General features: G+C 46.1%; 13 protein-coding genes and 1 other RNA gene. 4 read left to right on the top strand and 10 right to left on the bottom strand.

Annotated features, from left to right (window positions below):
* Positions 1 to 2 precede the first annotated feature (2 nt).
* Positions 3 to 1,673 carry a DNA repair protein RecN gene (recN, locus tag N746_RS0106740; protein WP_029935114.1) on the top strand — a complete coding sequence of 557 codons (1,671 nt, stop codon included), beginning with the start codon at positions 3 to 5 and terminating at the stop codon, positions 1,671 to 1,673.
* A gap of 90 nt (positions 1,674 to 1,763) precedes the next feature.
* Here the strand turns inward: recN and fur are convergent, their stop codons facing one another.
* Complete coding sequence (gene fur, locus N746_RS0106745; protein ID WP_029935117.1) at positions 1,764 to 2,174, bottom strand: ferric iron uptake transcriptional regulator; 411 nt, start codon at positions 2,172 to 2,174, stop codon at positions 1,764 to 1,766.
* Between the two features lie 171 nt (positions 2,175 to 2,345).
* On the opposite strand from fur, the gene N746_RS0106755 reads away from it, so the two are divergent.
* On the top strand, positions 2,346 to 2,675 hold the full coding sequence (locus N746_RS0106755; RefSeq protein ID WP_029935119.1) for an outer membrane protein assembly factor BamE: 330 nt from the start codon (positions 2,346 to 2,348) through the stop codon (positions 2,673 to 2,675).
* Between the two features lie 11 nt (positions 2,676 to 2,686).
* Here N746_RS0106755 and N746_RS0106760 read toward each other — a convergent pair whose 3' ends face one another.
* Both N746_RS0106760 and N746_RS0106765 read right to left on the bottom strand, forming a co-directional pair.
* Entirely contained in the window at positions 2,687 to 2,983 is a 297-nt protein-coding gene (locus tag N746_RS0106760) for an RnfH family protein (RefSeq protein WP_029935120.1), read from the bottom strand.
* A complete protein-coding gene (locus N746_RS0106765; RefSeq protein ID WP_029935122.1) occupies positions 2,980 to 3,420 on the bottom strand; it encodes a type II toxin-antitoxin system RatA family toxin in 441 nt (146 codons plus the stop codon). Before N746_RS0106765 ends, N746_RS0106760 begins: the two co-directional genes overlap by 4 nt.
* A gap of 80 nt (positions 3,421 to 3,500) precedes the next feature.
* Here N746_RS0106765 and smpB point away from each other — a divergent pair, with 80 nt between their 5' ends.
* Positions 3,501 to 3,980, top strand: a complete 480-nt coding sequence (gene smpB, locus N746_RS0106770) for an SsrA-binding protein SmpB (RefSeq protein WP_029935124.1) — start codon at positions 3,501 to 3,503, stop codon at positions 3,978 to 3,980.
* Positions 3,981 to 4,253: 273 nt separating this feature from the next.
* Positions 4,254 to 4,610: a transfer-messenger RNA gene (gene ssrA / locus N746_RS10775) on the top strand.
* Positions 4,611 to 4,740: 130 nt separating this feature from the next.
* Here ssrA and N746_RS0106775 read toward each other — a convergent pair.
* The 7 genes from N746_RS0106775 to N746_RS0106805 form a co-directional block, all read right to left on the bottom strand.
* Positions 4,741 to 7,191, bottom strand: coding sequence for a YbcC family protein (locus N746_RS0106775; RefSeq protein ID WP_051678563.1), 2,451 nt, complete (start codon positions 7,189 to 7,191; stop codon positions 4,741 to 4,743).
* A complete protein-coding gene (locus N746_RS0106780; RefSeq protein ID WP_029935129.1) occupies positions 7,188 to 8,744 on the bottom strand; it encodes an NADH-quinone oxidoreductase subunit L in 1,557 nt (518 codons plus the stop codon). The genes N746_RS0106775 and N746_RS0106780 overlap by 4 nt, the downstream gene beginning before the upstream one ends.
* 296 nt (positions 8,745 to 9,040) lie before the next feature.
* Positions 9,041 to 10,393 carry an anti-phage deoxyguanosine triphosphatase gene (locus N746_RS0106785; RefSeq protein ID WP_029935131.1) on the bottom strand — a complete coding sequence of 451 codons (1,353 nt, stop codon included), beginning with the start codon at positions 10,391 to 10,393 and terminating at the stop codon, positions 9,041 to 9,043.
* Positions 10,394 to 10,421: 28 nt separating this feature from the next.
* Complete coding sequence (gene rfbD / locus N746_RS0106790; RefSeq protein WP_029935132.1) at positions 10,422 to 11,330, bottom strand: dTDP-4-dehydrorhamnose reductase; 909 nt, start codon at positions 11,328 to 11,330, stop codon at positions 10,422 to 10,424.
* Positions 11,327 to 11,878 carry a dTDP-4-dehydrorhamnose 3,5-epimerase gene (gene rfbC / locus N746_RS0106795; protein ID WP_029935134.1) on the bottom strand — a complete coding sequence of 184 codons (552 nt, stop codon included), beginning with the start codon at positions 11,876 to 11,878 and terminating at the stop codon, positions 11,327 to 11,329. The genes rfbD and rfbC overlap by 4 nt, the downstream gene beginning before the upstream one ends.
* A 23-nt stretch (positions 11,879 to 11,901) precedes the next feature.
* Positions 11,902 to 13,821, bottom strand: a complete 1,920-nt coding sequence (locus tag N746_RS0106800; RefSeq protein ID WP_029935135.1) for a polysaccharide biosynthesis protein — start codon at positions 13,819 to 13,821, stop codon at positions 11,902 to 11,904.
* 68 nt (positions 13,822 to 13,889) lie between these two features.
* Positions 13,890 to 15,065: a DegT/DnrJ/EryC1/StrS family aminotransferase gene (locus tag N746_RS0106805; protein WP_029935138.1), complete on the bottom strand. Its 1,176-nt coding sequence runs from the start codon at positions 15,063 to 15,065 to the stop codon at positions 13,890 to 13,892.
* Positions 15,066 to 15,110: the final 45 nt, after the last annotated feature.

A 15,110-nucleotide genomic window follows, 5' to 3' on the forward strand; every position in this document is an offset into this window, starting at 1 on the left:
TTATGCTACAAGAAATCCATATTCAAAACCTCGCTTTAATTGAACGTTTACAACTCAATCTTACTCAAGGCTTTACCAGTCTGACCGGTGAAACTGGTGCGGGTAAATCTATCTTATTAGATGGTTTAGGTTTGGTATTGGGCGAACGCGCTGATTCCAGCCTAGTACGTCATGGCGAAGAACGTGCCGAAGTCAGCGCACAGTTTGATATTGAGTTATTGCCACAAGTGCAGGCCTGGTTACAAGAACAAGCCTTGGATGACGAGGATCTGTGTTTATTGCGCCGCATTGTGAATGCCGATGGCCGCTCTAAGGCCTACATAAACGGGCGCCCGGTACCCGCCAGCAGCTTAAAATCACTCGGTGACCTATTGGTTGACATTCACGGTCAACATGAACACCAATCACTCCTAACCAACAGTAATCAACAGAACTTAGTAGATACCTATGGCCATCACCAAAGCCAGCTCGAACAAGTTAAACAAGCCTTTAAACACTGGCAAAAACTTAAGCATCGCTATGATGATCTACAAGCCAACCAAGCCGAACACCAAAGCAAACTTGAATTGATTGAATTTCAACTTAATGAATTCAACAAACTCAGCCCTCAAACCGGTGAATTTGAAGCCCTGTCTGATGAACAAAGCACGCTAGCGCATGCGAGTGAAATAAAACGTAACGGACTTTTAAGCTACGAAGCCTTAGACGGAGAAGTGGGTGCCACCCATTTGGTAAGCGAAGCGATGGCGCAATTGGAACAACTAAGTGAATATACTCCAGCTTTAAACGCACAACTGTCACAACTGCAAAGCACACTAATTGATCTGCAAGAAGCCGCCAACGACATTCACCACTTTGCCGAATCGGTCGAACTGGACCCAGAACGTTTAAACTCACTGGATGAACGCCTAAGTTCACTCTATGCACTCGCGAAAAAATACCATCTGAGCCCGGAAGATCTAACCAACAAACACCAACAGCTGCAACAAGAATTTGAAAACCTAAATATGGATGGTGGCTCATTAGATGAGTTAAAACTTCAAATCGACCAGGCCTGGTTAGACTATGAAAAAGCCGCGCAAGCTCTAAGCAAACAACGTAAAACCAGCGCCAAAAAACTTAGCCAAACCGTGAGCAGCAGCATGCAAACATTGGGTATGGAAAAAGGTGAATTCAAAATAGATCTTACGCCACTCGACAAACCTAGTGCGCAAGGACTAGATAAAATTGAATTTTTAGTCAGCGCGAACCCAGGCCAACCCGCCAAACCTCTAGCTAAAGTGGCCTCCGGTGGCGAGCTGTCGCGTATTAGTTTAGCAATTCAAGTCGCGAGTGCAGAGGTCGCGCAAATTCCGACCTTGATCTTTGACGAAGTCGATGTGGGGATTGGCGGTGGCATTGCCGAAGTAGTCGGACAAAAAATGCAACAATTAGGCCAGCACCGTCAGGTCTTATCCATCACGCATTTAGGCCAGGTAGCCGCTTATGGCAACCAACATTTAAATGTCAGCAAACAAACCACCAAAGGCAAAACCCTAACGCAAGTGACACCGCTTGACCCACAAGCCCGGGTTGAAGAAATCGCACGCATGGTGGGCGGTTTGGAAATCACTGAGCAAACCCTCAAGCATGCCCAAGAAATGCTCGAACGTGCACAATCGAAACGTACTTAACGCGCGCACGATATTAAAACAAACAAAAAAGGCGTGAGATAAATCATTTATCTCACGCCTTTCTAATAAGCCTTTAAAAAAGCTGCTACCTTACTCTTCTTTTTTCAACGTACCGTAGATCACCAAGTTGTGACCAGACAAGTTATAACCATTTTCTCTAGCGATTTCACGAATACGCTCTTCAATCACCGGGTCAACAAATTCTTTAACATGGCCTGTTTTTAAACAAACCAAATGATCGTGGTTATCACCGGTATCTAGCTCAAAAATAGAAATATTGTTTTCAAAGTTTAAACGGCGCACAATTCCAGCTTGCTCGAACTGCGTCAAAACGCGATAAACCGTGGCTAACCCAACTTCTTCACCCTGCTCTAGCAAGACTTTATAGACATCTTCGGCTGTTAAGTGATGCTGGTCGCCCGCTTTTTCTAAAATTTCTAAAATCTTCAATCGTGGCAAGGTTACTTTCAAACCGACTTTTTTCAACTCCACGCCGCTCATAAAAACTCCATTTCATTATTCTTCTTATACAATCCATTACACTCGTGTGCTTTGCTCGTTATAATAAACGAAAATCTGGCCGCTGCGCGACCAAAAGTTACACGCGAACCGTTTATTTCATTAGAAATGGCCCAAAGCGCTTTCACTCACAAATAATTTAGACATAAAACTATGACCTTATCCTTTGCTAAACACACCATTCTTGTTCTAATCAGCAGCTTGCTACTGTTAGGCTGTGGCGGCGTCAAACCTTATAAAGCGCCGGTAACCCAAGGCGTAGTCATAACCGAACAAATGCTAGAAGACTTGCAACCAGGCCTGCATAAAGACCAAGTTCGCCAGCTGCTCGGCCCTAACTATGGTGCCAACCCATTTAAAGCCAATCATTGGGAATACATTTACAATAGTACAGACGACCAACTTCATGCTCATGCGGTTAAGCATATTGTCATTACGTTTGATCAAGACGGTTATCTAACCGAGTGGAAACAACTTAACTAAGAATAACGTTCCTAGTTTGATCGTGCACGTTGCGTTTCCACCTCTTTACGACGTCGTTCGCGCGGGTCCGCTTTTAACGGGCGATAAACCTCAACTCGATCCCCTTCTCGTAATAGCGTGTCTTTCGGCACAGGCCGACTGAAAATGCCAACCTGCTCTATCACCACATCCGGTTGCTCTTTTAACAAAGGCGACAAATCAATCGCTTGTTCCGCCGTGGTACCTTTTGGTACTTGCAAAGCAAATAAATATTGCTGGGTCGGCAAGGCATAAGCCACTTCAACATTAATTAATTCTGCATCACTCATGTTTGTTCACCGTATAACTGATTCGCCCGACTAATAAAACTATCCACCATCGTATTAGCGATTTGCTCAAAGAGTTTACCCAGTGCCAAATTTACCAGACCACTGCTAACCTCAAACTCAATGTCAAACACCACCTTGCAAGCCGATTCATCCAACGCCTTAAATTCCCACTCACCTTCTAAGTGTGAAAACGGCCCGTCCTTTAAACGCATCTCAATGCGCTGACCCGGCTCCATATGATTGTGTGTACTAAAAGCTTTGCGAACGCCCAGTTTTTCGATCAAGATACTGGCTTCTAAATCGTGCTCCGACTGGCTCAAAACCTGCACACCGCCACACCAAGGCAAAAACTCAGGGTACGCCGACACATTATTCACTACATCATACATCTGACGTGCTGAATAATTTAACAAAGCCGTGCGGCTAATTTTTTTCATGTTAAAGAGTTCCCTTTAATTAATCGAGTTGCCCAAGTGCATTCCGTTATGCCACTCATTCCGTTATAATGCGCGACATTATGGCAAAAAAACCCAAAAAACAAAACCACAGCAACCGTATCGCCGATAACCGCAAAGCGAACTTCGACTATTTTATTGAACAAACAATCGAAGCAGGCCTGGCACTTGAAGGCTGGGAAATTAAAAGCCTGCGCGCTGGTAAAGGTCGTATCAATGAAAGCTATGTTTTACTCAAAGACAACGAAGCTTGGCTATTTGGCGCGCATATTCAGCCTTTAGTCACAGCCTCTACCCACGACCAACACGATCCCATGCGCACCCGTAAGTTACTATTACATCGCCGAGAAATTGATCGTTTAATGGGCCAAGTCGATCAAAAAGGTTACACCGTAGTGGTGCTAAACCTGCATTGGAGCAAAGGCAAAGTCAAAGCCGAAATTGGTTTAGCTAAGGGTAAAAAATTGCACGATAAACGCGCGACCCAAAAAGAACGCGATTGGAACCGCGATAAACATCGCATTCTAAAAACCAATCGTTAGTTCCACACGGTCACCCTAAACCCTATCCTGTCATCCTGAGCATAGCGAAGGATCTCCTACCGACTGTGCAAAACCTCAAGAGATCCTTCGCTTTGCTCAGGATGACACGGGTGTATTGCAATCCTAAACCCTGTTTCTCAACCCATCCCGCTCTTCTGTCATCTTGAGCGTAGCGAAAGATCTCCCAACCAGAATACAACTTTAAAAATTAAATCCCGCTTCCCCTTTAAAATAAAAACTTTATCTCTATAATAGACAAACTCACCGAATATCGGGGCTGCATTGGTTTCGACGGGGAGATCGAAGTTTAAGATGCATGTCGTGCCTGAATGATGCACGTAAATCTTAGTTCAAATTGTTATAGTTGCAAACGACGATAACTACGCTCTAGCGGCTTAATCCCGCTGGTGCGGCTCAGGGCAGTTGTTCGTGGCGCCTGACGCCGTATCGACTTACACGGAATCGTATTTACCGCGTGTTTGGGTAGGTAAATACTAAACAGGACAAACTCGTCTTGCGTGCTCCCTGACAGTCGGGAAACGTTAAGATTAAATTAATAGACTGAATAAGCATGTAGACTCTTGGATGGAGGCTTTCCGGACGGCGGTTCGACCCCGCCCAGCTCCACCAAACCAATAAAAAAACCGCTAACAAGCGGTTTTTTTATATCTAAACATCGGTTCAATATGACTCAATAGCCAACTAAAACTTGTTTAGTGACTATTAAGCAAAACTGAAACTGGTGTCAAATCAATCGCGGTTATTCACCACCACTCGCTTTGACCCATTGATTATTAGAGTAACGCTCAATATCGCCATTTCGATCCCACCGGAAGCAATATAACCATTGATTATCAATCAGTTGACGCACCACTTCATGTTGCTGTGACACCTGTTCAATCGCTTCTCGCGGCGCATCAATAAATACACTCAAACGCAAGGGTTCATGCATCCATTGATTGCCATTATGTAAAGACTGCATGGGCAAACCAATCCGCAAATCGCCGCCGTTGCCTTCAAACACACCGATGCACCCATCCACCACATTGTGAAGAACTTTATTGCCACTGCCATAGATATAGTTATCACATACCGAGGCATAATATTGCAGGTTAATCCAATTGGTTACGACCATAGGCGCGGTCATAATCAAAGTTAGCAAGGAACGATCTTCATCTTCTTGCCAATCATAATCATGCAAAAAGGCTCGCCCATTAAGGTCCAAACCTTTTGTACGATAACGTGGCGCGACAATAAAAGACGCGTTATTGGACAAGCCCCATTCTGGACGAACTTGAGACCAGTCTTTAGCACGACGTTTGATTGTTTGATGCATTAAACGTTTATCCGCACTATCCACACCTAAACGTACAGCACGCTCCTGACGCGCTAATTCACCCGCACGTGACAACCAGTGTTGAATCGTGTTTTCCGCATCCACCAACCCCCAACAAGTAAACTCATCCGTTGTCGTATTATGCATAGCCGCGACAAACTGCGTGTTATCAGGGATTCGAATACCTTTATCCACCAGGCCTGCTCGAACTTCTGGCTGATTTAACAAGTAAGACAGTACGCGCACATTTATTTCACCGGTTTGGCCACCACAAGCACCACAATCCAATCCGGCCGCGTGTGGGTTATTACAACTACTACTGCCATGCCCAACTAGCAAAACGGTTTGTGCTAGATTTTTATCCAGCCCCATCGCATGCAAAATGCCGGCGGCTAAATTCACCTTCTGCTCGAGTGTTAAGGCCTCGCCTGACTCGGTCATCTCATAAGCATCCGTCGCAGGTAAATTATTCACCGGATGCTGATGATCAGCTGGAAACAGCGAGTTTCGTAACATTTTAAAAGCATAAAGCAAGCCGGTTGATTCCACCATGCTGAAAGCCGCGGGTGGCGCATAACTCCATTCACTCCAACGCGCTTTAAAATTAAGCTTATCTTGGATCGATTTAACCTTCAGGTCATCAACCATTGGGCGAACTTTAATCGACGCTTTAAGCAGGCCTGGTAGTTGAGGACGACTCAAGTCTGCACCCACTGGGTGATACTCAATCGGCAACCCAAAAAAACCGGCAAAGCCAAAGGTTTCGATATCTGAACTTTGGGCTTCAAGCGCACGACGCATTACTTCTGAACGCACATCAATGCAAAACGCCGCTTGTAAACGAGGTTGATCAGCCGAACGCTGCGCTTGTTCTACACTGGCTAACTGTTGAAACAAACTTTCTTGATAAGCCATTTCAGCCGCTCTTTGCCAAAGCCAGGCTTTGGCTTGTGCGGCCTGATGGGTTTCAATCAATCTGGGTAAGATATTCATTTGATGCGCCCACAGCACTTTGAGCTCATTAAACACACCGCGATCATTATCTTTTTGATGACGCCATAACACCCATTCCCAAGCCACACGAATCGCTAAGAAATCCAACATTAAACGATTTTCTTTGCCATCAAGCCCGTCTTGCCAATTTAAATACGCCACCCATGAAGCCCAACCGTTCACATCCAACAATAAAGCATGAGCGTAATCGGCTAAGTTGGACTCCTTTACATGCAACTCGCTAAAAGCTTGAGCTAACAAAGCTTCGCTGGTTTCGGGCAAGTCTAAAAACTTTTCGGTTAACCCGTCCTCCACCATTAAAATCTCAATGCCTTTATCCTGGCGCGTGGTCGCCAACCATTCGCTATACAAACCGCTATAAGTATTAGCATAGGAATCTTTGTAATCTTTATGGCGGAAAAAGTCCGCACAAAACTGACTGATTTGATGGGTAATTTCGTCGCGCCATGCCATTTTGTACTTGCGATTTGGCCCACTATCGACAAAGTCACTCACATTGTGCCAATGTGTATATTCATCGTCTTCAAGCAAGTATTTCACTAATAACTCAACCGAACAGTCCTGTCCACTTTCGGCAATCGCTCGCTCTAAATGCTCAGGCTTCAGGCTTTCCATCCAAACTTCTTGAAAGTATGATTTTGGCATCACACAATGCACCTGGCTCAGCGCGCTCAACTTTGCTGAAACCGCCTCAATAGGCTGGTCACGCATTTCCCACCAAGGGTTAACCGCAATCAACTCATCTAACGGCCAGGTCGGGGCAATACGCCCACAAGCATCACGTAAGGCTTCTTGTTGCGCGGAAGTTAAAGCCAAAACCGAATCCGTTGAGTTCTGATTTGGAGAAAATTGGGTGGTCATTGTAAAAACTCCTCTTTCGCGACTTGAAGTTTTTTAGGCTTCTGGCGAACCGGTAAACGTGTCGGATAAATACGCAGATTTAAACGTGTAACCAGTTCATCTAAATAAAACCCGGCATAGAAAGCACGGCGAATCTTTTGTAAAGCCGGGCGTTCTGTGTGATAACGCAACAAAATATAAACCAGCATAAACAGGCCAAACAACAAAGCGATCCAAGCATCTCCCAGCCAACCTACGCTGGCTGGCATGCCAGGCACAATAAAACCCGCTCCGGCCTTTTGTAACGTATAAACCGCTAGCAATACCGCACCTAATCCCACCATGGATAACAAGGAGCTCGCGCTTAAACGCCCATGACGTTCAGCGATCAACAGAATCAGCGCCAGCGCAAACAACAACCACGGACTATAAGGCCCTTCGATATCCGCCAACCAAACTAACCCGAACACCAAGCCGGCTGAAAACACGGTGGCCAATGTCCAATCAATAAGCGTTGGAGATTTCGAAGGCGCCATACGACGTTTCATGCTTGTTTCAACCTCAGACCCTGAGTTTAAAAACGCGTATGCTTTGTAGAAAGAGTGAGCCACAAGATGCAATAAAGCCAATTCAAATAATCCGAGAGCGCACTCCACCATCATTAAACCCATTTGCGACATGGTTGACCACGCCAACCGAACTTTAACCGTCGCACGCGTCATCATCACTAAGGCCGCCAATACGGTTGTGAGACCACCAACCACCAGCAACAACCACTGCGCGGCATCCGACAACATAATGAGTGGCGCAAAAGCAATCAGCAAATAACCGCCTAAATTGATAATACCGGCGTGCAACAAAGCCGAAACCGGTGTCGGGGCTTCAACCACCTGAATCAACCAGCCATGCAAAGGCAACTGCGCACATTTAATTAAGGCCGCCAACGCAATAAAGACCGCGGCTACCTGATCTAGTGTGCTGAGCTCATTGGCTTGGGATATGTTTTGATAAATTTCACTGATAAACCAAGTGTCGTGCTGTAGAAACAGCAACAACATGGCGGCAAATAAGAATACTTCCGCCGCGCGCGCAAAAATCGCTTTTTTATAAGCCGCTAGCACGGCACGTTGGCGATGTGGAAAAAACAACAACAGACGATGCAAACTTAAACTAATCGCAACCCACGCCAGCATAAAAATAATCATGTGATTACTAATCACAACGGTCGCAACACTGCCAAGTGTAATCAATAACCAGCGCAGATAACGTTTCTCTTCCTCAACATTACCCGCCATATAAGCACTGGAAAAACGAATATTGATAAAGGCAATTAAACTGACTAAGCCCAACATCACCAAGCTGGCGAGCGACGTACCAATCCAATGGTGATACTCGCTAATACTAAACCAACCCGATACCACGCCAATGCTTAACACTACCGCAACCAGCAGGCCCATTAAACTCAAACGCTCAGCCAGTTTCCAGCGTGCTTGTTTTTCATTGGCTAAAGCCGCCAAGAAAAAACTCACCGGAACCAAGCTCGCCATGAGTACAGCAATCGTCTGTACGCTCATACTTTTCTCCTAAGTCAATCTGTCGGAAGACAATAAATGCTGGCACACAAATCCACCAAACAAATCCCGACTAGAATACTAGGGCATGTGTCTAGGCATGTAAAATTGAAAAATGGGATAGATTCCATAGACTCTAGTGAATACATAGAAGACTCATAACTCACCCAAGCTAATAGTTTTAAATCTAAAAGAAGGCTCTTTGGGCAATTTAGATCACTCACTACCCTGTTAAAAGATCTATAAAAAAGCCCGAAACAAATCGGGCTTTTAACGGAAAGGCCGTTCAGGCAAATCTATCACAAACGATCAAAAATAGAACCACTCATCGGCATAAAGAACTTCTCATACATGCGCGACGCATAAGTGTTGGTCATGCCAGAAATATAATCGGAAATCACACGCTTACGTTCACGTTCTGTTTTAGCTTCATTGACCTTGCGTACCGTATTACTTGGCAATAAGCGGTCCCCATTGGCTTCTAACGCTTTAAACAAATCCATCACAATCAATTGACCTTTGTATTCCATGCCTTTCACTTCTGGGATGGTAATGACGTTTTTAAATACAAAACGTTTTAACAGATCCAATACACGAGCCTGAGCTTCCGGCAAGCAGGCCTGGTAGCGCAATAAAGGATGCTCAAACTCGTCTTGTTCAGCAATATACACATGTTCCACCATAATCCCGACCATCTTACTGACGGCATGCTTACGCGACTTTGAGCTGCCACTGAATAAACGTTCGGTCATCACATCATCCCACAACGCATTTTCGGTAAAGGCTGGGTTTTCCATGACCTCAGCTTGCCAAAGTTCACGCGATACCATTTTCATCGCCACCGCATCTTCCAAATCATGAATGCCATAAGCAATGTCATCCGCCAGCTCCATAATCGTGGTATCTAAGGATTTATATTGTGTTCTCGCATGCCCAGTCTCGCTTGGAGTCAACTGAGTGAAACGCTGACGATCGGCCAAACTGAACGGGCTTAACACCCAATTAAACACCGCTTCTTCTTCCTGATATAAGCTTTTTGGCGGATGCCAAGCACGCATATTCCACGTCTTAAAATCAGTCACTTCCGGCTCAGATAAAAGCTGCTGATAAGCCGCATTAACACTCACCACATCCTCATAAATCGCCGGATACTTCAATACACCCAAGGTCGCGCGACGCGATAAATCTACCCCATTCGCGGGCGTATATTCACCCAACTTCGCTAAGATACGCAAGGTTTGCGCATTGCCCTCGAAGCCACCGTGATGACGCATCATATAATTCAACGCCACTTCTCCACCATGTCCAAACGGCGGATGACCTAAATCATGCGCCAAACAAATCGCTTCAATCAAATAAAACGACGGCAACCAATCCATATACGCCTGACCTTCACCATCGGTAATTAACTGCTCGACAATACCCGAACCAATTTGCGCCACTTCCATCGAATGAGTCAAACGCGTGCGATAAAAATCCGACTCATGTAACCCGAAAATCTGGGTTTTAGACTGCAAACGGCGGAATGACGCCGAGTGAATCACCCGCGCCCGATCTCGCTGATACACAATCCGCGCTGGGCGAGCAGGCGAATCATTTAAAAACTCCGTGTACTTCTGTGTCCAAATCGGTTCTTGCTGTTGCGCGCTCATAACATTATCCAATTGAAATTTTTATCTATCATAACCGAATTGAAGACACTCCTGCAGACGACGCTCCTACGGAATCCACCAAAGCTTCCCTCCAAGGTCGAATTGGTGCAGGCAACCAGGCCTGGATTTGTGTGGCATCCAAAACCGAATACGCAGGGCGCAATGCTTTCGCGCCATAGTCAGCACTTGAAACCGGAAGTACTTCACAATCCAACCCACTTAACCTCATAATCTCCGTCGCCAATTCCGCCCAACTGGCTTGGCCTTGGTTGGCAAAGTGGCGAATTTGTGTCGACCACCAGGCCTGGTTGTTTGAGTTTTTATCTAGTGCTGTTTGGCGAAACTGCAGAATTTCAAATACCGCTTGGGCTAAATCTAATGCCGAAGTCGGTGAGCCGATTTGATCGTTTACGACTTGTATAGACGAGCGCATGGCACCGAGCTGGCGCATGCGAGTTAAAAAGTTGGAGCCATAAGGCGAAAATAACCAAGATGTTCTAATCACCAGGCCTGGTGGATTAACGGCAAACAACGCTTGCTCACCCGCTAATTTAGTTTGTCCATAAACATTTAGAGGGAAAGTTAGATCAGTTTCAATATAAGGCCGCGGGTTCAAACCATTGAACACATAATCGCTCGAAAAATGCACCAGAAACCCGCCCTGTTGCTTTACTAGTTTAGCTAAGAGTTCAACCGCTATATGGTTAACGGCTTCTGCTTTATCCGCCTCGACTTCGGCTAAATCCACCTGATTACAAGCCGCACAATTAATCACGACATCATACGACGAAGCGAGCAACACTTCCGCCACCAGGCCTGGTTGTGTAATATCCAGTTCTCGGCCAAAAGCTTGAATCTCGAATTCAGGAAAACCAACCGACACCTGCTTAAAACATTGCCCCAGCTGGCCATTCGCTCCTAAAATCAAGATTTTCATTCAGACCGATCCAAGTCTGATAAAACGGGAAAGTCTAAATCTCGCTTGGACACAATCAGTTGCTCCACTGGTAAACGCCAATCAATTGACAAATCGGGGTCATCAAAGCGCACGCCTGCTTCACGTTCTGGCGCATAATAAGCATCCACTTTATAACTCACCCGCGCAAACTCACTTAACACCACAAAGCCATGTGCAAAACCCTTCGGTATAAACATCTGCTCACCGGCCTCGGCTGTCAATTCAATCGCTAAATGTTGCCCAAACGTTTTACCACCCTGGCGCAAATCCACCGCCACATCTAAAACTCGACCTTGCAACACCCGAATCAGCTTCGCCTGCGCAAACGCGCCTTGCTGATAGTGCAAACCCCGCAACACACCAAAATCGGACCCCGATTCGTTTTCCTGCACAAAATGCACGTCATAACCCAAGGCCTTATTCAGGGCCTCTTCCCGAAACGTTTCCATAAAAAAACCGCGCTCGTCTTTAAACAAGCGCGGCTTAATCAAAAAAAGGCCTTTTATGGCTTGCTCAACAAACTGCATAAAACCTCGTCCTGAACTCGTTTTTATTTAACCAGCTTTATTAAAGATTCAGTGCCAGATTTTTCTTGTGCATACAAGTAATCTACAATACCCGATGTATGGTTAAAGCCGTGTACTAGCTGTTTTAACAACACTAACACCGCATCATAATCATAGCTTTCCAATTTGGCTTCCAGCTCAATATAGGCTTCGGTTAATTGCGTATAAGGGATAAAGTCGTCGTGGGCTTTCATAATGCGTGGATGGTCGGTGCCATCGACGTTTTCACCAATTAGCAATTCTTCATACAATTTTTCGCCTGGGCGCAGGCCGGTATATTGAATCTCAATATCGCCGTTACCCTGCTCATCTATTACGTCCAAACCAGACAACTTAATCACGCGGCGTGCTAACTGGTCGATTTTAACTGGATCACCCATATCCAACACAAACACATCACCACCTACGCCCATAGAGCCCGCCTGAATCACCAAAGATGCCGCCTCGGGGATCGTCATAAAATAACGAGTTATATCTTTATGGGTAACAGTTACTGGCCCCCCTTCAGCAATCTGCTTTCTGAACAAGGGAATCACCGACCCAGAAGAGCCCAACACATTGCCAAACCGCACCATTAAAAAACGGGTTTTAGCATATTCAACCTGTAAAGCTTGCAACGCCAGCTCCGCTAAACGCTTGCTTGCGCCCATAAAATTAGTCGGGCGTACGGCCTTATCAGTCGAAATCAACACAAAATTACGCACCCCATTTTCCGCCGCGGCTTTCGCGCAAACATGGGTACCAAACGCATTGTTATAAATGCCTTCTTGAATATTGTGCTCCACAATCGGCACATGCTTATAAGCCGCGGCGTGATACACCGTATCGACCCCACGCGTCACAAACACTCGCGTCAACTTACGTTCATCCAACACACTGCCTAAAATCGGTGTTAGATAACTATCTCGCCACTCAGGATAACAACGTAATTCATGTTCAATGTTATAAAGCGCAATTTCGCTGACCTCAAACAAGATCAACTCTTTCGGCTGTTGCTTTAAAATCTGACGACATAACTCCGAGCCAATCGAACCGCCCGCACCCGTCACCATCACCACTTGGTCTTTAATACAACGATCTAACAAGGCTTGAACCGGCTGCACACAATCGCGCCCCAACAAATCTTCAATTTCAACTTCGCGAATATCCGAAAAACTGACCTTGCCTGCGACTATCTCGTCCATGCCTGGCAAGGTAGACACCTTCACCGCATACGGTTCCAACCATTCCAAAATGGCCTTACGACGTGAAGCACGTAAAGACGGAATCGCCAAAAACACTTCCGACACATCATAGTCATTAATCAAACGCTGCAAATCCGCGCGGCCATAAACCTTAACCGAGCCAATAACATGTTTTTTTAAGGCCTTATCATCATCGATAAAACCTATCACCTTTAAACCCGGAATGCGCACAATCGCGTTTAACAACTGTTGGCCAGACGAGCCCGCACCAAAAATCACCACTCGTTTGCGACCAAACGAGCTTTTTACACCCTGGGTTAACAGCCAGCGCATACTCATCCGCGTCACCGCAATAAACAACAAGGCCAACAACCAGCTAATCACAATCGACGAACGTGGATATTTAAGATCCAACATAAAGATCGCCGCCGCCCAAACCGCAAACACGACTGAAACCGACACAAACACCGTAAAAGCAAATCGCGACCCAATATAACGAATCACGGCACGGTACAAACCTTGATTAATAAATACCGGCACGGCAAGCAATGGCAGCAATAAAATAGCTGGCGCGTAAGTCGTTAACGGAAAAACCGTATCACCCAACCGCAACCAAATCGCCAACACCGCGACAAATAAAAGCCCCACGACATCCAACGAAACAGAAACCGTGCGCTTAGCCCAACGCGGCAAATCAACCAATTGACGAACAATCCTCATAAATTCTTTTCTCTAATGCTTCTTGTATTCAAAATGAATCGCAAGCAATTATACCACCAGGCCTGGTGCTAAATCTGAGCCTTTGCCATTACTTGTTCTATCACCTTACAAGTCAAATCGATCTCTGCTTCGGTCAAAGTCGGATGCACTAAAAACATCAACGATGTTTCACCCAACTCTTTTGCCACGGTTAAACGCTCAGCAGGCCTAAAACCTGTATCGTCAAATGCCTTTTCCAAATACACCTCAGAACAAGAACCCGAAAAACACGGCACGCCTAACGCATTAATTTCCGCCATAATCCGATCACGATCCCAGCCAGACTTAAGCTTTGCTGGCTCAACAAACACATAACACTTATAGGCCGCGTGGTCGATATAGTCTGGCACATCCGGTACACGCAGGCTTGGATGTTGGCGACACACATCCCAAATCCGCTGCGCATTCGCCACGCGCTTGGCCGTCCAATCCGCCATGCGTTTTAACTGAATGTGGCCAATTAACGCCTGCATTTCCATCATGCGCCAATTCGTACCAAACGAATCATGCAGCCAACGAAACCCCGGCGGATGCTCGCGCTCATACACTGCTTCCCAAGACTTACCATGATCCTTATACGACCACATTTTCGACCACAACTCACGGTCATTGGTCGTCACCATCCCGCCTTCACCACCAGTGGTCATAATCTTATCTTGGCAAAAGCTCCACGCACCAATATGCCCAATCGAACCCACCGGCTTGCCCTTATACTTCGCACCATGCGCCTGCGCACAATCCTCAATTACATAAAGCCCAAACTCATCTGCCAGCGCCATCATGCCGTCCATCTCACAAGGCCAACCCGCCAAATGAACACACAGTATCGCCTTAGTCCTCGGCGACAACACCGCCCGCACCGATTCCGGTGTAATATTCTGCGAATCACTCGACACATCCGCAAACACCGGCGTCGCGCCCGCGTTCACAATACTCGATACAGACGCCAGAAAGGTGCGCGAAGTCACAATCACCTCATCGCCGACGCCGATCCCCAAGGCTTTTAACGCAACATCCAATGCCAAGGTACCATTCGCCAACGCCACCGCATACTCGGAGCCGCACCAACCCGCAAACTCTTTCTCAAATTTACGGCATTCTTGCCCCGTCCAATAATTCACTCTATTCGACAACAGCACATCTCGCACCGCATCCGCTTCCTCAACAGTAAACGACGGCCAAGGCGAAAACTTAGTATTCAACATCTAAAACCCCAAATTCAAAATTCATTGCTCATTCTGTACAACCAG

Origin of the sequence: Thiomicrospira pelophila DSM 1534, from assembly GCF_000711195.1 — a bacterium.
Taxonomy (GTDB): domain Bacteria; phylum Pseudomonadota; class Gammaproteobacteria; order Thiomicrospirales; family Thiomicrospiraceae; genus Thiomicrospira; species Thiomicrospira pelophila.

Excerpts from the sequence above, each read along its gene's own strand:
- N746_RS0106780 (WP_029935129.1), bottom strand. The coding sequence starts at position 8,744 with ATGAGCGTACAGACGATTGCTGTACTCATGGCGAGCTTGGTTCCGGTG.
- N746_RS0106775 (WP_051678563.1), bottom strand. The coding sequence starts at position 7,191 with ATGACCACCCAATTTTCTCCAAATCAGAACTCAACGGATTCGGTTTTG.
- N746_RS0106765 (WP_029935122.1), bottom strand. The coding sequence starts at position 3,420 with ATGAAAAAAATTAGCCGCACGGCTTTGTTAAATTATTCAGCACGTCAG.
- N746_RS0106805 (WP_029935138.1), bottom strand. The coding sequence starts at position 15,065 with ATGTTGAATACTAAGTTTTCGCCTTGGCCGTCGTTTACTGTTGAGGAA.
- smpB (WP_029935124.1), top strand. The coding sequence starts at position 3,501 with ATGGCAAAAAAACCCAAAAAACAAAACCACAGCAACCGTATCGCCGAT.
- N746_RS0106760 (WP_029935120.1), bottom strand. The coding sequence starts at position 2,983 with ATGAGTGATGCAGAATTAATTAATGTTGAAGTGGCTTATGCCTTGCCG.
- N746_RS0106800 (WP_029935135.1), bottom strand. The coding sequence starts at position 13,821 with ATGAGGATTGTTCGTCAATTGGTTGATTTGCCGCGTTGGGCTAAGCGC.
- recN (WP_029935114.1), top strand. The coding sequence starts at position 3 with ATGCTACAAGAAATCCATATTCAAAACCTCGCTTTAATTGAACGTTTA.
- N746_RS0106755 (WP_029935119.1), top strand. The coding sequence starts at position 2,346 with ATGACCTTATCCTTTGCTAAACACACCATTCTTGTTCTAATCAGCAGC.
- rfbC (WP_029935134.1), bottom strand. The coding sequence starts at position 11,878 with ATGCAGTTTGTTGAGCAAGCCATAAAAGGCCTTTTTTTGATTAAGCCG.
- fur (WP_029935117.1), bottom strand. The coding sequence starts at position 2,174 with ATGAGCGGCGTGGAGTTGAAAAAAGTCGGTTTGAAAGTAACCTTGCCA.
- rfbD (WP_029935132.1), bottom strand. The coding sequence starts at position 11,330 with ATGAAAATCTTGATTTTAGGAGCGAATGGCCAGCTGGGGCAATGTTTT.
- N746_RS0106785 (WP_029935131.1), bottom strand. The coding sequence starts at position 10,393 with ATGAGCGCGCAACAGCAAGAACCGATTTGGACACAGAAGTACACGGAG.